The sequence below is a fragment of the Inquilinus ginsengisoli genome (assembly GCF_031453975.1).
GTDB classification, from domain to species: domain Bacteria; phylum Pseudomonadota; class Alphaproteobacteria; order DSM-16000; family Inquilinaceae; genus Inquilinus; species Inquilinus ginsengisoli_A.
The window spans coordinates 272600-293644 of sequence record NZ_JAVDPW010000005.1 but is presented as its reverse complement, the minus strand read 5'-3'; the positions used below and the strand labels follow the sequence as shown (position 1 = coordinate 293644).

Below are 21045 nucleotides of genomic sequence, written 5' to 3'. Positions count from 1 at the left end.
TCTGGAGCGGATGATGATTCGGAATGATCGGCCGGTGGTTCCGGTGGTGCTGTCGGGGGGATCGGGGACGCGGCTGTGGCCGCTGTCGCGGGCGGGGTACCCGAAGCAGTTCCTGCCGCTGGTGTCGGACGGGACCATGATCCAGGAGACGGTGGCCCGGGTCGGCGAGGCCGACGGCTTCGCCCCGCCCGTCTTCATCTGTGCCGACGACCACCGCTTCGTCGTCGCCGAGCAGATGCGCCAGATCGGGGTCGCCCCCTCGGCCATCATCCTCGAGCCGGTCGCCCGCAACACCGCCCCGGCCGTCGCCGTCGCCGCCCGCTTCCTGGCCGACCAGGACCCCGACACCCTGATGCTGGTGCTGCCGGCCGACCACCACATCGCCGACCCCGCCGGCTTCCGCGCCGCCATCGCCGCCGCCGCGCCCGCCGCCCGCGCCGGCTACCTCATGACCTTCGGCATGCAGCCGACCGCGCCCGAGACCGGCTACGGCTACATCCTGCCGGGCGAGGCGATCGAGGGCGCTCCCGCCGCCCGCGCCGTCTCCCGCTTCGTCGAGAAGCCGCCGCGCGAGACCGCCGAGCAGTTCCTGGCCGAGGGCCGGCACCTGTGGAACGCCGGCATCTTCCTGTTCACCGCCGGCCGGTACCTGGCCGAGGTCGGCCGCCACGCGCCGCAGGTCCTGGCCGCGGCCGACGCCGCGCTGAAGGCCGCCGCCCGCGACCTCACCTTCCTGCGGCTCGACGCCGCCGCCTTCGTCCAGGCCCCCTCGATCTCGATCGACCATGCGGTGATGGAGAAGACCGAGCGCGCCGGCATCGTCCCCGCCGCCATCGGCTGGACCGATGTCGGGTCGTGGTCCTCGCTGTGGGAGATCGGCGACCGCGACGCCGACGGCAACCTGACCCAGGGCGACGCCCTGGCGCTGGGCTCGCGCAACTGCCTGATCCGCAGCGACGGCATCCTGACCGCCGTGATCGGGCTGGAGGACACCATCGTCATCGCCACCGACGACGCGGTGCTGGTCGCGGCCAAGGACCAGGTCCAGGACGTCAAGGCCATCACCGACCGGCTGAAGGCCGCCAAGCGGCCCGAGGCGGTGATCCACCGCGAGATCTACCGGCCCTGGGGCACGGTCAAGTCGCTGCATGCCGGCGACCGTTTCCAGGTCAAGCGCGTGATCGTCCATCCCGGGCAGGAGCTGGCGTTGCAGCGCCACTACCACCGCTCCGAGCACTGGGTGGTGCTGTCCGGCACCGCCCGCGTCACGCTCGAAGGCCAGACCCGCATCCTGCGCGAGAACGAGGCGATCTACCTGCCGATCGGCACCGACCATCGGCTGGAGAACCCCGGCAAGATCGACCTCGAGCTCATCGAGGTCCGCGCCGGACCCTATCTCGGCGAGGACGACGTCGTCCGGCTCGAACAGGCCGACGCGTTCTCACTCGCCTGAGGCCGCGTCGCCGCAAAGGACACAGGGAGGACGCCCCCGACGACGCTCGGGATCGACCAGAAACGACGGCGGATACGCCGATCTCGGGAAAGGCAAATAGATTTCAAATCTACGCTTTGTAGATTCTGTAACCTGTTACAGTTTTCACGGCCTCGATTCCTACAGTAAGGTGTCGCTGCCGTCGCCGACCCGCCGCCCGCCCATGCCGTTGCTTGAAGAGAAAACCGACATGCCAGCAGGCCTTCCGAGACTCCGGGACGAGACCGTAGCGGTCATCGGCATGTCCTGCCGCCTGCCGGGCGCCGGCAGTCCCGACGCGTTCTGGTCGATGCTGCGCCAGGAGCGGTGCAGCATCTCCACCATCGGCAGCGACCGCTGGGCGGTCGAGCGGTTCTACCATCCCCGCCGCGGCGAGCCCGGCCGCAGCTACACCATCGCCGCCGGGCTGATCGACGCGCCGCACGGCTTCGACGCCGCCGCCTTCCGGATCTCGCCGCGCGAGGCCGAGCAGATGGATCCGCAGCAGCGGATCCTGCTGGAACTGGTGTGGGAGGCGCTGGAGGATGCGGGCCTGCCGCCCTCTACCCTGGCCGGACAGCCGGTCGGCGTGTTCGTCGGCGCGTCCTCGATGGACAGCTATACCATGATGGTCGGCGATGCGAGCGGCATCGACACCCATTTCATGACCGGCAACGCCGCCTCGATCATCGCCAACCGCATCTCCTACGTCTACGACCTGCGCGGGCCCAGCCTGACCATCGACACCGCCTGCTCGTCCTCGCTGGTCGCACTCGACGCGGCGACCCGGGCGCTGGCCCGCGGCGAGATCGACACCGCCGTGGTGGCCGGGGTGAACATCCTGGGGTCGCCGCACGCCTTCTACGGCTTCTCGCGCGCCGGCATGCTGTCGCCCTCCGGCCTGTGCCGCCCCTTCGCCGCCGCGGCCGACGGCTATGTCCGGGCCGAGGGCGCCGCCGTGCTGGTGCTGAGCCGCCTCGACGCCGCCTTGGCGGGCGGGCGGTCGCCGCGGGTCATGGTCGACGCCACCGGGGTCAATTCCGACGGCCGCACGGTCGGCATGTCGCTGCCCTCCACCGACGCCCAGCGCCAGCTGCTGGAGCGGCTGTACGGCGACGCCGGCATCGACCCCAACGCGCTGGCTTTCGTCGAGGCGCACGGCACCGGCACCCGGGTCGGCGACCCCGCCGAGGCCGAGGCGATCGGCCGGGCCATCGGCCAGCGGCGCGACGCGCCCCTGCCGATCGGTTCGGTCAAGTCCAACATCGGCCATCTCGAGCCCGCCTCGGGCCTGGCCGGCATGGTCAAGGCCATCCTGGCGATCGAGCATCGGCTGCTGCCGGCGACGCTGCATCTCGACGCCGTCAATCCGGACATTCCGTTCGAGGCGCTGAACCTGGTGCCGGCGCACAAGGCGGTGGCCCTGGGCACGGATGGCGGGCCGATCCAGGCCGGCGTGTCCTCCTTCGGCTTCGGCGGCACCAATGCCCATGCGGTGCTGCGGTCGCCGCGCGCCGACGAGGTGCCGGCGGCCCCGCCGGACGACACCGCGCGGGTGCTGCTGCTGTCGGCCCATGGCGAGGAGGCGCTGCGCAGCCTGGCCGGGCGCTACGCCGACGCCCTCGAGCGGCCGGGCGCCGCGCCGGCACGGATCGCCCAGCACGCCGCCCATGACCGGGATCTGCTGCCGCACCGCCTGGCCCTGCCGCTGGGCGCCGACGCGGCACCCCAGCTGCGGCGCTTCGCCGGGGGCGACAAGGTCCAGGGCGACAAGGCCGAGCGGGTGCTGTCCGCCCGCCGGGAAGGCGGGGCGGGACCGGTCTGCTTCGCCTTCTCCGGCAACGGGTCGCAATTCGCCGGCATGGGCCTGCGGGCCTACCGCGCCAGCGCGCCGTTCCGCGACCATCTGCACGACGTCGATGCCCGCTTCGCTGCCATCGCCGGCTGGTCGGTGGTCGAGGCCCTGCAGGATCCCGGGCTGGAGCAGCGGCTGCCCGCCACCTCGACCGCGCAGCCGCTGCTGTTCGCGATCCAGGTCGCCCTGGCCGCGGCGCTGGCCGCCGAAGGGCTGGCGCCGGCCATGGTGATCGGCCACAGCGTCGGCGAGGTCGCGGCGGCGGTGACCGCCGGGATGGTGACACTGGACCAGGCGATCCAGGTCATCCATTGGCGCAGCCAGTGCCAGGAGCAGCTGCGCGGCCTGGGCACCATGGCGGTGCTGATGCTGCCGCGGGCCGAGGCCGAGCAGGCGGTGGTCGAGGCCGGGCTGGCGCAGGTGACGGTCGCCGCGGTCAACAGCCCGGTCTGCGTCACCCTGTCGGGGCCGGCGGACCAGATCGACGAGATCCTGGCGCTGGCCAAGCGGCGGCGGGTGGCGGCGCAGCGCGTCCCGGTCGACTATCCCTTCCATTCGCCGCTGACGGCACCGATCGAGGCGCCGCTGCGGGCGGCATTGCACGGCCTGGCCTCGACCGAAGGCCGGATTCCCTTCGTCTCGGCCGTGACCGGCCGGATTCTGGGCGGCGCCGCGCTGGACGCCGAATACTGGTGGCGCAACATCCGCCAGCCGGTGGATTTCGACGCGGCGGCGCGCACCGCGCTGGACCTCGGCGCCGAGATCTTCGTCGAGATCGGCCCCCGGCCGGTCCTGGCCGGCCATCTGCGCGAGACCGCCGCCGCCGCGGGCCGCGAGGCCGCCATCCTGCCGACCCTGGACAACCGGGCGGCCGAGGAGCCGGCGCAGGACCCGGTGCAGCGCGCCGTGCTGCACACCCTGCTGCGCGGCGGCGCGGTCGATCGCCGCCCGCTGTTCGGCCACCGGCCCGCCGGGCGGCGCCAGGCCCTGCCCGCCTATCCCTGGCAGCGCCGCGACCTGCGCCAGGCCGTCACTGTCGAACGCGCCGACCTGGGGCTGGCCCGGCCGGCCCATCCGCTGCTCGGCGTCCGCCTGAGCGACGCGGCGTCGGAATGGCGCGGGCTGCTCGACCCCGAGATCCTGCCCTACCTCGCCGACCACCGGGTGGCCGGCGAGGTGGTGGTGCCCGCCGCGGCTCTCCTGGAGATGGCCGTCGCCGCCGGCCGCCAGTGGTTCGACGCGGCCGCGATCGAGGTCGAGGATTTCGACATCCTGCAGGCGCTGGTGATCCCCGAGGCCGGGACGCGCGAGACCCTGCTGCGCCTGGCCCCGGGCACCGGCGCGATCGAGATCCTGAGCCGGCAGCGCCTGGCCGAGGAGGAGTGGACGCTGCACGCCCGCGGCCGGGTTGGCCCCAGCCCCGCCGCCTCGCTGGAGGCCGGCACCGACGAAGACGGCCCCCGCCGCCGCATCGCCGCCGAGGCGATCTACGCCGCGGCCCTGTCGGCCGGGCTGGTCTATGGCCCGAGCTTCCGCCGCGTGGTGTCGGTCGCCACCGACGACGACACGGCGATCACCGTCGAGCTGGCGCCGGAGGCGGCGGACCAGGGGATGTACACCAGCGGGCATGCGCTGCACCCGACCGCGCTGGATGCCGCGTTCCACGGCCTGTTCCCGCTTTATGACCGCCTCGGCGGCGGTGCGGGCGGCGCCTTCCTGCCCGTCCGCTTCGCGTCGCTGCGGGTGCACGAGACGCGGCCGGTGCATCGGGCCCGGCTGCATCTGCGCCGCGCCACCACCCGGTCCCTCCTGGTCGACATCACTTTGCATGACGCCGGGGACGGCATCGTCGCCGAGCTGCGCGGCGCCCGATTCCAGCGCAGCCAGCTGAGCCTGCGGGCCGGCGACGACGTGCTGTACCGCTCGGTGCGCAAGCCCTGGGACGATGGCGAGGACAGCGGGATCGTCCTGGCGGATCTCGAACGGGCCGTAGCCGGGCTGCTCGACCGGCACCAGGCCGGCGACGACTGGCTGCTGCTGACCGCCTGGGCGCGGTCGATCGCCCATCGCGCGGTGCGCGCCGTGGCCGGCACCTCGCGCTTCAGTATTGATCGGCTGCGCCGCAACGGCCGGCTGGCCGCCGCCGCCCTGCCGCAGTTCGAGGCGCTGCTGCGGCTGCTGGTGGAGTTCGGACTGGCGACGGTGCAGGACGATGCCTGGCAGGTCGCGGCGGCCCGCCTGCCGTCGCCACAGGCCATCCTGCGGTCGATCCTGGCCGCCCATCCCGGCCGCGGTGCCGAGGTGGCGATGGCGGCACGGCTGTCGCGGGACCTGGTCGCGGCGCTGCGGACCGGCGAGCCGGTGCGGTTCTCGAAGGGGGTCGAGGCGCATTTCCGCGCGGTCTCGCCGCTGCTGGACCTGGCCGCCGAGCTGGTGCGCGACGTGGTCTCCGGCCGCCAGGCCGGGCCGGTAGCGCTGCTCTTGATCGATCCGGAAGGCGACCTGGTCCCGGCGCTGCTGCCGCTGGTCCGCAGCGGCGCGATCACCGTGGCCGTCACCGGGCCGGAGCCCAAGGCGCTGGAGGCCCTGGCCGCCCGCACGCCGCGCCAGGCCGGGCTGCGGATCCTGGAGGAGGACGAGGCCGGCGCGCCGCATGGCTTCGACCTGGCCCTGGCGGTCGGCGGTGCGCGGTCGGCGGAGGAGGCACGGCTGGGGCCGCGCATCGCGGAGCGGCTTCGCCCCGGCGCCCCCGTCATCACCCTCGACCTGATTCCCGACGCCGTGACCGCCCTGCTGCTCGGCGGCCTGGAGGAAAGGCCCGGGCTGGCGCTGGCCGAGGGGCTGGCGCAGGCCGGCTTCCGCGCCGCCGCGCGGCACCAGGCCGGCACGCCGGGTGCGGCGGCGCAGCTGGTGCTGTGGGAGCGGTCCCGGACGGCCGACACGGTCGCCGCGCCTGGCCGCACCATCCTGATCCGGCCGCCATCGGTGCCCGGCGCCGACACCGAGCTGCTGGCTGATCTGGGCGACCATCTGCGCCGGCAGGGCCATCACGTCCGGATCGACGAGGCCGCCCCGCCGGTGGGCGGCGACACCGTCCTGCTGCTGCTGATGCTGGACGCCGCGCGCGACCCGGTCGCCTTCCTGACCCAGGCGATCCTGACGGTGCGGGCGCAGCTAGAGGCGGCACAGCAGGGCAAGGCCGGCCACACGCTGTGGCTGGTCGCCCGCTGCGGCAAGGTCAACGGCAAGGCCGATGGCGGCCGCGGCCTGGCCACCGCGCTGAAGGCGTTCAGCCGCACCCTGGCCAACGAATATCCCGGACTCGCCATCCGCTTCGTCGAGCTGGCCCCGGTGACGCCGGACGATGTCGCGGCGCCGCTGCTGGCCCGCATCATCGGCGCGGCGACGCTGGACACCGAATTCGAGATCGACCGCGACGGCATCGCGGTCAGCCGGGTCGAGCCGGCGCCGCCACCCCCGCAGCCGGCTGCGGCGGAGGATTGGGGCGCCCGCCTCGACCTCGCCGCCCCCGGCAGCCTCGGCCGCATCGGCTGGACCGCCGCCGGCCGCCGCGCGCCGGCGCCGGACGAGGTCGAGATCGAGGTCGCGGCCAGCGGGCTGAACTTCCGCGACGTGATGTTCTCGCTGGGCCTGCTGCCGGACGACTATCTCGAGGACGGCTTCGCCGGCCCGACGCTGGGCTTCGAATGCGCCGGCACCGTCCGCCGCGTCGGTGCGGCGGTGACGACGCTGCGCGAGGGCGACCGGGTCATGGCCTTCGCCCCGGCCGCCTTCGCCAGCCATGTGACGGTACCGGCCCAGGTGGTGATGCGGGTGCCCGAGGGCATCGACCTGGCCGCCGCGGCGACCATGCCGGTCGCCTTCATCACCGCCTGGTACGCCCTGGTCCACCAGGCCCGGCTGGGCCGCGGCGAGACCTTGCTGATCCATGGCGCCGCCGGCGGCGTCGGGCTGGCGGCGCTGCAGATCGCCAAGCTGCGCGGCGCCACCGTCGTCGCCACCGCCGGCAACGAGGACAAGCGCGCCCTGGCCCAGCTGATGGGCGCCGACCTGGTGCTGGATTCCCGGTCGTTGGCCTTCGCCGACGAGATCCGCTGGCGGCTGGGCGGCGTCGACGTGGTGCTGAACTCGCTGTCCGGCGACGCCATGCGCCGCAGCCTGCGGGCGCTGAAGCCCTTCGGCCGCTTCATCGAGCTGGGCAAGCGCGACTTCGTCGCCGACACCGCGGTGGGGCTGCGCGCTTTCGCCCGCAACGTCTCCTATTTCGGGGTCGACGCCGACCAGCTGCTCAACGCCCAGCCGTCGCTGACCGGGCGGCTGCTGCGCGACCTCGACCGGCTGTTCGACCAGGGCCGCCTCACCCCCCTGCCCTACCGCGTGTTCGCGTCCGACCGGGTGGAGGATGCGTTCCGGCTGATGCAGGGCGCCGGCCATATCGGCAAGATCGTGATCACCCCGCCGCGCGAGACCCCGGCGCCGCCGGCGGCCGAGGCGCCGTTCCAGGCGCAGGAGACCGGCTTCCACCTGGTCACCGGCGGCACCGGCGGCTTCGGCTTCGAGGCGGCGCTGTGGCTGGCGGAACATGGGGCGAAGACCATCGTCGTCGCCTCCCGCCGCGGCGTGCTGGCCCCGGCGGAGCGGGCCAAGGCCGACCGGCTGGCGGCGCGGGGCGTCACCCTGGCGGCCGAGCGGCTGGATGTCACCGACCGGCCGGCCTGCGAGCGGCTGCTGGCCGCGCTGGAGCGCCGGCACGGCCCGCTGCGCGGCATCATCCACGCCGCGATGGTGCTGGATGACGGGCTGGTGCGGGACCTCGACGCGTCGCGGATCGCCTCGGTGCTGGCGCCGAAGATCACCGGCGCGATCCATCTCGACCTGGTCAGCCGGACGCGGACGCCGGACTATTTCGTGCTGTTCTCCTCCGCCACCACGTTGATCGGCAATCCCGGCCAGGCCAACTACGTCGCCGCCAACGCCTATCTCGAGGAGCTGGCGCGCACCCGCCGCGCCCAGGGGCTGCCGGCCCTGGCGGTGGCCTGGGGCGCGATCGCCGATGCCGGCGTGCTGGCCCGCGATGCCGCGATGGGCGACGCCCTGAAGCGCCGGCTCGGCCGGTCCTCGCTGAAGGCGGCAGAGGCGCTCGACCATCTCGGCCGCCTGCTGGCCCGGCCGTCGAATGCAATCGAGGACGCGGTGGTGGTCTGCGCCCGGATCGACTGGCAGGCGGCGACCCGCGAGCTGCCGATCCTGGCCACGCCGCGCCTGTCGCAGATGGCCGACCGCCGCCGCGGCGAGACGGCGGAGGCGGAGGTCGACCTGGCCGCCATGATCGCCGGCCGGACCGAGGCCGAGGCGCTGGGCGTCGTCACCGCGACCATGCTGGGCGAGATCGGCCGCATCCTGCGCATGCCGCCCTCCGAGATCGACGCCGACCGCCCCTTCGCCGAGCTGGGGATGGATTCGCTGATGGGGCTGGAGCTGGATGCGGCGATGCAGAACCGCTACGGCATCGACCTGCCGTTCCTGTCGATCGGCGCCGGCCTCAGCCTGAACGACCTCGGCGCCAAGATCGTGGCCCGGCTGCGCGGCGGTGCCGAGGCTTCGGCCGGCCGCGAGGAGGCGCCGGAGACCGCGGAGGCGCAACTGCTGGCGAAGCACATGACGATCGACCTGGATGGAGAGAGTGCCGGCATGGTGCGCGAACGGGCGAAGACCACGCGGCGGGTGCTGGGATGACCCGGCCCCAGCAGAGCGGACGCCTGTCCGCCGCCGCGCTGCGGTCGCTGATCAGCGAGGTCCGTGACAAGGCGGCCACCGCCGCGGTGCCGCTGCCCGCGGCCGAGCCGAAGCGCTATGACACCGACTTCGAAAGCCTGCCCGGGTTCGAGGCCCTACGGATGCAGCGCGCGACGGCGGATTTGCTCGGCATCGCCAGCCCGTTCTTCCGCACCCATCAGCAGCGCGCCGGGGCGCTGTCGCGGATCGACGGCCGGGAGATCGTCAACTTCGCCTCCTACGACTATCTCGGCCTGAACGGCCATCCTGCCGTGGCCGCCGCGGCCAAGGCGGCGATCGACGATTACGGCACCTCGGTGTCGGCCAGCCGGCTGGTGGCGGGCGAGCGCCCGTTCCATGCGGCGCTGGAGCGGCGGCTGGCGGAGTTCCACGGCGTCGAGGACGCGGTGACCTTCGTCAGCGGCCACGCCACCAATGTCGCCGCCATCGGCCAGATCATGGGGCCGCAGGATCTGGTGCTGCACGATGCGCTGATCCACAGCAGCGTGATCACCGGCACCCAGCTGTCCGGGGCACAGCGGCGGTCGTTCCCGCACAACGATCTCGACACGCTGGAGGCCCTGCTGGCGGCCGAGCGCGACCGGTTCAAGCGCGTGCTGGTCGTGGTCGAGAGCCTGTATTCGATGGATGGCGACACCATCGACCTGGCCCGGCTGGTCGCGATCAAGCAGCGCTTCGGCGCCTGGCTGATGGTCGATGAGGCGCATGGCCTCGGCGTGCTCGGCCGCACCGGCCGGGGCATCGCCGAGGCCAGCGGCATCGATCCGCGGCAGGTCGACCTGTGGATGGGCACGCTGTCCAAGACCCTGGCCTCCTGTGGCGGCTACATCGCCGGGTCGGGACCGCTGGTCGAGTACCTCAAGCTGATGGCGTCGGGCTTCGTCTACAGCGTCGGCCTGCCGCCGCCGATGGCGCTGGCGGCGCTGACCGCGCTGGAGCTGCTGATCGCCGATGACGAGGGCCGGGTGGTGCGGCTGCAGGCCAATTCCCGCCATTTCCTCGACCGCGCCAAGGCCGCCGGCCTGGACACCGGCCTGGCCGAGGGGCACGCGATCATCTCGATCATCCTGGGGGATTCGGTGAAGGCGGTGCTGCTGTCCAACCGGCTGCTGGAGCGCGGCATCAACGCCTCGCCGATCGTGCACCCGGCGGTGCCGGAGAAATCCGCCCGGCTGCGCTGCTTCATCACCGCCGAGCACAGCCGCGACCAGATCGACCGCGCCATCGCGATCCTGGCCGAGGAACGCGACCGGCTGGACCGCGAGCCGTCCCTGCTGGATCGGCTCGGCTCTAGGCCGCCGGGGCGTCGATCTCGAATCTGAGGAAGCGGTCGATGAAGGCAGCGCGGACCGACCGCGGCGCCAGCCGCCCCAGCCGGATCAGCCACACCAGCGGCCAGGGAAACGCCACCCAGGCCCGGCCGCGGGCGACGCGACCGGCAATGTGGGCGGCGGCCCGCTCCGCGCTCCATTCGAACGGCCGGGCGCCGCGATAGGGCCCGCTCATGCCGGTGGCGACATAGCCCGGGCAGACGATGGTGACGCGGATGCCGTCGCGCCGCAGCCAGGCCAGCAGCGCCTCGCCCCAGGCCACCAGCCCGGCCTTGGAGGCGGAATAGGCCGGCTGGTCCGCCAGCGGCATCAGCGCGGCCAGCGACGCGATCAGCACGATGCGGCCGGCGCGGCGGCCGCGCATCGGCTCGATCAGCGGCGAGACGGTGGCGATCGCGCCTTCGAGATTGATGCGGAGCTGGGCCAGGACCGAGGCGTCGGGTTCGGAGCGGCGCCCCGGCGCCAGCCCCGCCTCGACCCCGGCATTGGCGATCACCACCGCCACCGGATGGCGCGCGTCGAAGCCGCGGATGAAGTCGCCGAGGCGTGCGGTCTCGCGGACGTCGATCTCGGCCGTCTCCACCGTCGCACCCCGCTGCCGGCAGGCATCGGCGACCTCGGCCAGCCGGGCGGCATTGCGGCCTACCAGGCCCAGCGCCACGCCGGGCGCCGCATAGTGCCGGGCCAGCGCGGCGCCGAGCCCATGCGACGCTCCGGTCACCACCACCGCCTGGGTCATACCGCCTCTCCGACCTTGGTCGCCGCCCAGGCCGCATCCTGCTGCGCCAGCGGCTGGACATCGCCGTCGATGATGCGGCGGCGGGCGCCGGTGACCGCGAGGTCGAGGCCCGGCCCCGAGAAGAAGCCGCCCGGGATCTGGGTCCGCGCCACCACCACGCGGCGGAAGGCGTCCAGCAGTTCGGGCTGCGGCGGTGCCCCATCCACCCAGAAGCGATCGAGCGCGCCCTGGAAGGTCAGCCCGGACAGGTCGAACACGGCGGTGCCGAGCGCCTTCACCGGCTTGCCCCGCTCCAACGCGAACAGGCCGACGGTGGAATTGACCACCACCACGCCGCGGGCGCCGTCGACCAGAAGCTGCAGGTCACCGCCGTCGAGGAAGTCGACCCGCGCCGCGACCCCGTGCTCGGCGGCCAGCGCCTCGACCTGGCGGCGCTTGCGGCCGGGCCGGAAGTCGAGCGGGTGCAGCTTCACCACCAGGCGGCTGCCGGGATCGGCATGGCGGGCGAAGGAGGCCACGACCTCGCGCGCGGCCGCCAAGGTGTCGCCGTAGCGGGAATGGGTGCGGATCTGGAAATCGGTGTCGAGCTGCAACGGGTGCAGATAGTAGCGGCCCGCTTCACCCGCCAGCCGCCCCATTACCCGCCGCGCCTCGCGCCGGACCCGCGGCGCCCGGGCGAAGCGCCCCAGCCAGCCGGCATATTCCACCAGCGGGTGGTCGAGCGCGTGGTGGCGGTAATGCGGGAACATCGGCATCAGCGCGATCAGCCCAACGGTCCACAGCACGTCCCACACCGCCCGGTGCAGGAAATGCGACGGCACCGGCGGCGCGGCCGGCGGCGGATCGATCGTCCGGGCCAGGGCCAGGAACCCGACCGGGGTCCGCGGCAGGTCGGAATGGCCGTTCACACCCCAGACCTCGCGGGTGACCCAGCCGGGGCGGAGATAGCCCTCCTCGAACAGATGCAGCCCGATGCCGCGGCGGCGGGCGAGGTCGACCGCCACGGCGTGGTGCGGTCGGCAGTCGCCGAACAGCACGAGGTCGGTGATCCCTTCGGTGTCGAGGATCCCGGCGCAGAAGCCGCGCCAGGCCTGGAACCGGCCGCGGAAGGCGATGGCCGGGCGGCGCCAGAACACCGCGTCGCCGCCGCAGATGTTGATCTTGACGACGCGGGCGCCCGCCTCCTCCAGCGCCATCGCCAAGCGCCGGTGGAACGGGGTTGCCGCCCCCTGCAGGAACAGGAACACCCGCCCCCGCAGGCGCCCCGCGTCAGGGCCGGTCGTGGCCCCCGCCGCGACGGGGGCCACCGGGGCTTCGGCCACCCGCGCCGCAGGGGCGAACGGGCGGCCGGCTCGCCCGCTCACGGTCATCGCTCAGAACGGGATGCGGGCGTAGACGTCGCCCGACACCGGCCAGTGCGCGTCGTCGAAGGACACCGACTGCGCCACCGGGAACGCATCGAACAGGGCACGCCCGTCATAGCGCAGCGGCTGCCAGGTCTCGTCGATCCAGGTGATCACGTCCTCCCAGGGCGTCTCCAGGCTGCGGTCGCGGCAGAAGGCGATGACACCCGGCTTGCCGACGCCCGCGTAGAAGTCGCGGATGCGGTGGTCGATCCGGTTCTCGGCGTCGTCCACGTCGAGGATCAGCCGGCCGCCCTCATAGGTGCCGAACCAGCCGCAGGGCACGCCGTAGGTCTCGGCGATCACCATGCCGTGCAGGCTGGTGGAGATGATCCGCCGGCACGACACGATCTCCTCCACCTTGGCGGCGAAGGCGTCGACCTTGGGCGCGGTGTAGGTGTTGATCAGCCGGATCGACCCCGCCAGGCTGGGCGGGATGTTGTAGCGCTTCAGCGCCTCCTTCACCCCCGATTCCGGGTCCATCGAGGTCAGTTCGGAGATGTGCAGGATGACGCCGAGGTCGTGGGTCTTCTTGACATGGCCCATCGGCATGATGCGCGGCAGGAACCACACCGGGTCGCCGAACACGTCGGGCACCTTGATGCCCTGGCCGCGCAGCACCTCGGCGGTCTTGCGGCCGCGTACGCCATGCACCACGAAATCGGTGTTCTGCGGCCGGATGTACTGCCGGATCGAGCGGTCGACCGGGTTCAGCGTCGCGTCCATGCCGGTGCCCCAGAAGTGGAGCACGCCGTTCTTCTGAGCATGGCCGATGGTGCCGACCGCGACCATCCGCTCCGAGGCGTCGTCGAAGGCGGCGCGGCGCACCGGCAGGCCGGCGATGGCGGAGACCACGACGGCGCTGAGGGCGTCGCCGAGATTGGCGTGGGGATGCTCGCTGGTGGTCGCCACCCAGGACAGCGGAACCGACAGCCGCTTCTCGTTGAAGCGCAGCATGGTCTCGATCCGCTCACGCGACGCCGGCTCCAGCCGGCGGGGGGCCGGGGCGGCCACGCGCTCCGGGGCCGGCGCCAGCGCCACCGCGGCCTGCGCCGCGGATGCCGTCGGGGCCGGGGACGAAGGCGCGACCGGGGTCGGCGGCTTGGCGGGGGACGGGGTCGATTGAACGCTCATGGCGGGCACAACCTTCAAGGTTGGAGCGGGCTTGGGGCTGGGCGCCGGCGCTTCGGCCTTGGCGTCGCCGACCCGGGCGAGAGCGACCCGCTTGCGGTCCGCCTTGCGCAGCTCGTCCACCGAATGCTGCAGCACCAGCTTCTGCAGCACCGGATGGTCCCAGACCGTGCCGCCGGCTGCGGCGGCCACGGGCTTGACGTCGAGCGGGAACGCGTTGATCAGCGCGTCCTCGTCGATCCCCACCGGCTCCCACACGTCGTCGATGGTTTCGAGCACGTCCTGCCAGTCGGTCTCCAGCGCCCGCGGCTGGCCGTAGCTCCAGATCTTCTCCTTGCCGATGCCGGTGTAGAGATCGACGATCCGCAGGTCGGTCGGGCCGTCGGGGTCGAGCTCGGTGATGGTCAGCCCGGGCTCGGTGCCGGCCGGCGAGAAGTACAGGCAGGGAATGCCGTAGCTTTCGGCGATGACCATGCCGTGCAGGCTGGTGGAGACGATCCGCCGGCAGGCCAGGATCTCGTCCATCTTGTCCTGCAGCCCGCCGATGCCGATCGGCGTGACCGTGCTGATCAGATGTACCCGGCCCTCGAATTCGGCCGGGATCTGGAAGCGCTTGTATTCCGGCCGCGGATGCGCCTCCAGCGCCCGGTCCGCCAGCTCGGACAGGTGCAGGATGACGCCGAGATCCCACTTCTTCTCGATCTTGGGCTTGTAGAAGCGCGGCAGCAGCCAGACCGGGTCGCCATAGACGCCGCCGCTGGTCCGGCCGCCGAGCAGCCGGGCCGAGACCGGGCCACGGGTCGCCGGCACGTGGAACAGCGATTCCGGCGGCACGGTGAACCGGGCACGCTCATTCATCGGCGCCGACGGGTTCTTCCAGTTCGAGCAGCCGGTGCCCCAGAACCAGACCTCGCCGCCCTCGAAGCCGTGGCCGATGGTGCCGACGGCCCCCATGCGGACGGAGCGGGACTTGGTCGGGATGCGCTCGATGTCGAGGCCGGACAGCAGGGCGACCATCACCGGGCTGAGCGCGTCGCCGAAGTTGAGGTAGTCCATCTCCTTCGTCGAGCCGGCCCAGGAGAGCGGGATCTGTCCCGCATCGCGGGTGGCCCGCAACAAGCTGTTCATCATGCGCCTCGTCCACTTCGATAGGGTCGATGTCGGGTCATGGGGCCGGGCAGACGCCCGGAAGTTGGCAGTTGCCCGGTCAGGCCCGGTTGGGCAGCGGGCGCCCGCGCAGCGCCGCGACCATGCGCCGGAGCGGGCTTTCCGCCTGTGGGGTCTCGGCCGGTCGGGCTTCCGCGTGCAGCCGGACATGGGCGTGGGAACGGTGCTGCAGCGGGATCTGTTGCAGCACCGGATGGTCGAACACCGTCCCCGTCCCGCTCGGCTGCAGCGGGTTCAGGTCCAGCGGGAACGCCTCCAGCAGCGGCGTGGTGTCGAAATCGGGCTGCTGCCAGGCGGAGTCGATGGCGGCCATCAGCGCCGCCCAGTCGGTCGGTTCGCGGCGCGGCTGGCCGTAGAGCGGGATGCTGCTGCGGCCGAGGCCGCGATAGAGGTCGACGATCCGGAGGTCGAGCGTGCCGTCGGGATCGAGCTCGGCCGTGTGCAGGCCGCGCGGCGCCCGGGGCGAGAAGTACAGGCAGGGGATGCCGTAGCTTTCGGCGAAGACCATCCCGTGCAGGCTGGTCGACACGATCCGCTCGCATTCCAGGATGTCGTCGAGCCGGGCCCGCATGTCGCCGAGGCCGATCGGCGTGACCGTGTGGATCAGCTTGACGTCGCCGGCCAGTTCCGCGGGCACGACATAGCGCAGATGCTCCGGCTTCGGCCGGACCTCGAACGAGCGGTCCTGCAGGTCGGCGAGGTGGATGATGACGCCCAGCTTCCACTTCTTGCGGCGCGGGCCGGGGTAGAATTCGGGCAGCAGCCACACCGGGTCGCCGTAGACCGCCGGGCCGACCGCGTTCTCCTCGCCCAGGATGCGGCGCGACACCGGCCCGCGCGTGGCGGTGATGTGCAGCCGGGTTCCCGGCAGCGGCCCGACCGGAATGCGCTGGTCGGCGGGGGCGGACGGGTTGCGGTAGCGCGACGTCCCGGTGCCCCAGACCACGGTCTCGCCGTTCTTGATGCTGTGGCCGATGGTGCCGACCGCCGCCATCCGCAGCCGCGGGGATTCATGGGCGACATGCTCGATCGGCAGCCCCGCCAGCAGCGCGACCATGACCGCGCTGAGGGCATCGCCGAGATTGACGTAGTCCTGGTCGCGGGTGGCGGCGACCCAGGTCAGCGGGACGACCTCCCGCTGCCGGACGGAGGCGGCCAGGGCGCGAATGGTCTCGTTGCTCGGAACTGCCATCGGTCGCTCGTGATTCCTTCATGCTGCTTTAAGGTTTTAAGCTGGAACCGACACCGATGTCATGCCATTTGCAGTGCGAAATCGCAGTGCGAAGAAAAAAATCGACTCAGCCGGCAAAAACGCGACTTCACGGCGGCGTTCCAATTCCGCAGGAAAATCCGGGACTTCCCGCACTGCGACAGCAGATTCGGTTTTTCGGACCATCCCCCGGCTCATCCCCGGCCTGGCCGCAAAGGCCCCGTAACATAAAATCTTCGAAAACTTTCGTGCGACCTCTGGCCCCGTCGTCCCGTCCTGGTTTATAGCGATCCTGAGGCGGGGGGAGCCGACCCAAGATCACGCAGAAGCGAGACCGCGCATGCAGATCCGACACCTGGCCCGACACCTGCTCCCCGCCCTGGTCGCCACCGCGGCCGGCTTGGCCGCGGCGCCTCCGGCGCAGGCCCAGATGACCTCCAACAAGCTTTCGGACTTCATGATCATGGATGTCTGCGTCGACCAGCACGACCGGGTGCTGGCGGACCAGGTGCCGGGCGACCCCGGCTGTTCGCGGCGGCGCAACATCCGGGCGGGCGAGGCGATCCCCTACCACCTGCACAACTATCCCAGCCCGGGCAGCCCCTGCCCGCAGCGGCTGGGGACGGTGTCGAAGGACAACATCCCGGTCACCAAGGACGGCGTCACCCGCATCATCAGCTTCTACGACCGGGGCGTCGACCACAGCTGCCCCGACGCCGATCCCGACGCGCCCAGCTTCGGCAAGCTCGATGCCGGGCGCGAGGGCGGGTCGGTGCAATGGGCCGACGACCGCTACGGCTACATCATGGGCAGTTGGAGCCCGGTCGCCCTGTCCTACTGGCTGACGCCGTCCTGCGAAGCGACGCCCGACACCTCCGGCCGCTTCCGCTACGGCTGGGTGATCGCCCCGGCGACGCTGCCGCCCGAGGGCAGCGGCGGCTTCGCGGTGTTCCAGAGCAAGCTGGTCAACACCAAGGGCGGCGCCGAGCCGGCCGCCGGATGCCCGAAGCGCTACAACAAGCCGTTCACTTTGTGGATGCATGACGGCTTCACCTACAAATCCGGCCACGCCATGGACAGTTTGATCTCGCTGCGGTTCTCCAGCTCGAGCCGGGACGGCGACGGGCCGGGCCCGGCCACCCAGGTCGAGATCACCTACTGGACCAAGGAGTTCGGGCTGACCCGGTGGGAGAAATGGGCGCGCGGCGACTGGGTGCATCCGCGCAGCCTGGTGGCGGCCGACAAGCTGGGCCGGACCCTGTTCTCGCGCGACACCTGCAGCCGGCCCTATGCCTTCCACGCCAGCCCGGCGCCGGGGCTGACCATCAGCGACACCGAAGCCAAGGGCGACTACAGCCGGGTGCTGACCGACACTCGCACCGGCGAGGCCCAGACCTGGCACATGTCGCTGTGCAGCGACTACACCAATCTCGTGAAGGATGCCCAGGGCGGACTGATCCCATCCTGGGGCCAGGCCATCAGCGACATCTTCTGGGCCGAGTAGCCCAGCGGGCGAGGCCTTTTCGAAATCCCCCAATCCGTCATCCCCGCGAAAGCGGGGATCTCGCGACACTTTGGCCGGGAGAAGATTCCCGCTTTCGCGGGAATGACGGCGAAGGGATGGTGCTCTGAAAAGGTCTCGCGGGCGGCGGGGCCGGCCGAGCCCCACGGCGGCGGGCTCGGCCGCTCAGAGACCGTTTGGAAACGCGTTGGCGTGAGTCGGCTGGTGGTGGTTTCGAGAACCGGCGCGCAGCGGATATGGTCGTCCATGAGCACCGGAAGCGGAGAGGCCGCCATCAGACGGCCGCGCTGGCGTGTTTCCAAACGGCTTCAAGGCCGGAACCCGCCGTTGCGCGGATCTTCCGATCGCCGGTCGGCTTTCGCCCGGGCCTTCACCCGATCATGCCGCAGGCCGGCCGGCGCCCCGCGGCGGTGCAGGCGCCGCGTCCGCCCGGTGGTCTCGCGGCCGCGCTCGTCGTTCAGCCAGGTCGTCGGGCTGCGATCGGCGCCGTCCGGCTTCGGCGGCGCCAGCCGGCGGCGCCAGGCCAGCCGCTCGTGATGCGACGCCGGCGGCGTCATGGGATAGCCCGGCGGCAGGCCCCACCGCTGACGATACTGGATCGGGCTGAGGCCGTGCCGGGCCGCGAGATGGCGCCCGAGGTCGCGGCAGATGCGGCCGTCCTCGAGACAGACCAGGAAGCCGAGCCCGATGGTTTCGTGGGGGAGCACTGGTGGAGCCTTCGGGGCTTCGGCTGCCGTTGCGCCACGGCAGGAAGGCTGGGGGTCCGAAATCTGCAATCCGGCGGCCAGGTCCTCCAGCGTCGCCATGATCTTCAGCATCAGCAGAGGATCTTCCGGCAAGGCCTCACCCCGGCCCGACTGGAACGCCCGGGCGATGTCCCGCGCGCAATCTTGGCGATACTTCACGATATCTCGAAGATCGGCATCCGATCCGGCATGATTCCGGCTCGCCCCGCGGGTCGTTTCATCAAGCTGATCAGATCGCATTCATCTGTCCCTCCGACGCACAGCGTAGATGCCGGCCCACCGATAAAGGAATCATTGCCGATGAACGCCTGATGAAAGCGTTACCTTCGCCAACCAATGATCCCACGGTTGGCCGGCCGGCCAACATGGTTACCCTCCCTCACAAAGCTTTGTCATTGATTGCGACGCATTGGTGCATACTCGGATATTATACAATCCGAATCGCGAAATCAGCCTACCAGCAAGCGCCGGGCAGGTTAATCCTTAAAAACTATTGCGGTTTACCATTTTAAATGGTCAAGACCTGAATCCGCCATCGGATCGGTCGGAATGTCGCAGCCGCGATGGATTCCAAAAGTACAGAAACCATACGCATTGCCCCCAACCCTTTGGAGGAACCAATCTCCACGCAGAAACCGAGGCGATCGGGTCGGAAATATCTGGATTTCGATGAAAACACCGGCGAAATCTTCGTGATTCGCCCGACGCACCTGTTCCGCACCAAATGGCTGCGGTGATTCGCCACCCGCCCACAACCCCTGGGTTGCAGATCGGGAGCATCACCAGCCTATCGATGGCCGCAGGGGCTTCCCATCAACCCTTTCCGCACGCATATCTGGTCCCGCGACTTTATCATCTTGCGGAATTCGAGCGAAACATCCTAAAATTGCATTTAGATTCTTCGCCATCCGATGGAGGGAGGCGGTCTGAATCCTTGGCGACGCTTGTATAGCCGCGTATCGCCCGGACGGATCGCTAACTAAGAAAGATTATCATGGCACGCCCAAGCGAAACCGAGATCCTGAGGTTCACCAAAGAAATCGTCGTCGCCCATGTTTCGCGCAACACGCTCGATAGCGAGAGCCTCCTCGACCTGATCCGCAACGTGTACACAACCCTCAGCGGAACCCAAGGTTCCGCCTCGGATGCGGAATTCGAGTCCGATGCCGCCGACCTCAACGGCGCTGCCGGCCATGGCGAAGATCTCGCCGCCGCGCTGACGGCCGCGACGCCGGCGGAGGCCGCCGCGCCGGCCGCCCCGCCGGTTCCGGCGGTGCCGGTCGAGGATTCGGTGACGCCGGACTACATCGTCTGCCTCGAGGATGGGCGCCGCTTCAAGACCATGAAGCGCTGGCTGCGCGCGACCTACGGGCTGACGCCGGAGCAGTATCGCGAGAAGTGGAACCTGCCGGATGACTATCCGCTGACCGCGCCCAATTACACCAAGGCGAAATCCGCCGACGCCAAGCGGCAGGGCCTCGGCGCCGGCCGTCCGGCCCGCGCCTCCCGGCCCGCCCGTCCCGGCCGGCAGCGCGCCGTCCGCCCGAGCGAGAAGAAGACCAAACGCTGAAAGCCTGCGGATGCCAGCGGCCATCCGCGCCGGCATCCCCGCGCGGCACCTGATGATGTCCCGTCGGCGGGATGCCGGCACGACCCCGCCTCTCTCGAGCGCGGATCGGACTCGACATACCCAAGTGATGTTCTATATTTGTTCGCGATCGAACCTCGGCGATTCGGACAGGTCATGGGGCACATCCAGCAATTGGCCTTCGCGCTCGGCCCGGTCGAGGCCAAGGCGACCGCGCCGGCCCGGCCGCGGCGAACGGATCGGGCCATCCGGACGGCGGCTGAGCCGGCCCAGCCCTCATTGCCGGTCGCACCGGTGCTGCCGGTCGCGCCGGCCCCCTCCCCTCCGCTCCTGACCGCAGCGCCTCCATCTCCCCCACGCATGCCTTCCGCCACCGTCCCGGAGCCGCCGGCGCCGGCCCATCGCGACGACATCCCGATGTCCGACTCCTCGCCCGCGCGGCGGCCAGCCGGAACGGCGCTCTATGTGGTGATGGGGTTCGCCCCCGGCCGGGGGCGGCGGCAGGCGGGCTGGCAACGGCTGCCGGACCAGGGCTTCGCCAGCCAGCGCCTGGCCGAGGACCACGCGGCACGGCTGATCGAACGCGGCCGGGCCACCGGCACGGTGGTGGCCCGCCAGATGCTGAGCGCGGACGCCGATGCGGAGGACGAGCCGGTGATCCTGACCCGTCGGGGGGATCTGCCGGAAGATCTGCTCGACGCCTGACGTCTCCGGCATCGCCGGATCCCATCTGTTTCCAGAATCGAATGCGTGTCGCAATCACCGTCCGATCTGTTTGGTATTTTTGCAATATTATTCCATAAATTGCTCCGGACCCGACCTTTCGATGGCGAAGGCTCGTGATTCCGTTCCGGATATCCAAAATACTTACGGACATCGTGAATGCAGACATTGGCGGGCACCGCCGTTGACTTGCGGTCCACAGAATAAATCCATGCGGCCCGGGTGCATTCGATGGCCAGTATTTCACCGGGCACCCGACCGTTCTCATCGTCCCGTCGAATCATCCGCCGCCTCAAGTGCCGGCAAAACCAAACGCGATGTGGAAAGTGGCAGAACCGGGCC

At 71.1% G+C, this 21045-nt stretch carries 11 protein-coding genes; 6 read left to right on the top strand and 5 right to left on the bottom strand.

Features of this window, described 5'->3' with window-relative positions; all coding sequences use genetic code 11:
- Positions 1-13 precede the first annotated feature (13 nt).
- The 3 genes from E9232_RS15840 to E9232_RS15830 all read left to right on the top strand — a co-directional run bounded on the left by E9232_RS15840 (position 14) and on the right by E9232_RS15830 (position 10465).
- Positions 14-1453: a mannose-1-phosphate guanylyltransferase/mannose-6-phosphate isomerase gene (locus tag E9232_RS15840; protein WP_309795248.1), complete on the top strand. Its 1440-nt coding sequence runs from the start codon at positions 14-16 to the stop codon at positions 1451-1453.
- A 229-nt stretch (positions 1454-1682) separates the two neighbouring features.
- Positions 1683-9083: a type I polyketide synthase gene (locus E9232_RS15835; RefSeq protein ID WP_309795245.1), complete on the top strand. Its 7401-nt coding sequence runs from the start codon at positions 1683-1685 to the stop codon at positions 9081-9083.
- On the top strand, positions 9080-10465 hold the full coding sequence (locus E9232_RS15830; RefSeq protein ID WP_309795244.1) for an aminotransferase class I/II-fold pyridoxal phosphate-dependent enzyme: 1386 nt from the start codon (positions 9080-9082) through the stop codon (positions 10463-10465). The genes E9232_RS15835 and E9232_RS15830 overlap by 4 nt, the downstream gene beginning before the upstream one ends.
- Here the strand turns inward: E9232_RS15830 and E9232_RS15825 are convergent.
- From E9232_RS15825 to E9232_RS15810, 4 genes are all read right to left on the bottom strand, one after another.
- Positions 10434-11213, bottom strand: coding sequence for an SDR family NAD(P)-dependent oxidoreductase (locus E9232_RS15825; RefSeq protein ID WP_309795241.1), 780 nt, complete (start codon positions 11211-11213; stop codon positions 10434-10436). The genes E9232_RS15830 and E9232_RS15825 overlap by 32 nt on opposite strands.
- A complete protein-coding gene (locus tag E9232_RS15820) occupies positions 11210-12577 on the bottom strand; it encodes a capsule polysaccharide biogenesis protein (protein ID WP_309795239.1) in 1368 nt (455 codons plus the stop codon). The genes E9232_RS15825 and E9232_RS15820 overlap by 4 nt, the downstream gene beginning before the upstream one ends.
- A 9-nt stretch (positions 12578-12586) precedes the next feature.
- A complete protein-coding gene (locus tag E9232_RS15815; protein ID WP_309795237.1) occupies positions 12587-14875 on the bottom strand; it encodes a polysaccharide pyruvyl transferase family protein in 2289 nt (762 codons plus the stop codon).
- A gap of 79 nt (positions 14876-14954) precedes the next feature.
- On the bottom strand, positions 14955-16106 hold the full coding sequence (locus E9232_RS15810; RefSeq protein WP_309795235.1) for a polysaccharide pyruvyl transferase family protein: 1152 nt from the start codon (positions 16104-16106) through the stop codon (positions 14955-14957).
- A gap of 358 nt (positions 16107-16464) precedes the next feature.
- Here E9232_RS15810 and E9232_RS15805 point away from each other — a divergent pair, with 358 nt between their 5' ends.
- Positions 16465-17628, top strand: coding sequence for a hypothetical protein (locus E9232_RS15805; protein WP_309795233.1), 1164 nt, complete (start codon positions 16465-16467; stop codon positions 17626-17628).
- 326 nt (positions 17629-17954) lie between these two features.
- Here the strand turns inward: E9232_RS15805 and E9232_RS15800 are convergent, their stop codons facing one another.
- Positions 17955-18632 (bottom strand): MucR family transcriptional regulator, encoded by a 678-nt coding sequence (locus E9232_RS15800; protein ID WP_309795231.1) that lies wholly within the window; start codon positions 18630-18632, stop codon positions 17955-17957.
- Positions 18633-19386: 754 nt separating this feature from the next.
- Here E9232_RS15800 and E9232_RS15795 point away from each other — a divergent pair.
- Positions 19387-19962 (top strand): Ros/MucR family transcriptional regulator, encoded by a 576-nt coding sequence (locus tag E9232_RS15795; protein WP_309795229.1) that lies wholly within the window; start codon positions 19387-19389, stop codon positions 19960-19962.
- Positions 19963-20397: 435 nt separating this feature from the next.
- Positions 20398-20685, top strand: a complete 288-nt coding sequence (locus E9232_RS15790) for a hypothetical protein (RefSeq protein ID WP_309795227.1) — start codon at positions 20398-20400, stop codon at positions 20683-20685.
- Positions 20686-21045 lie beyond the last annotated feature (360 nt).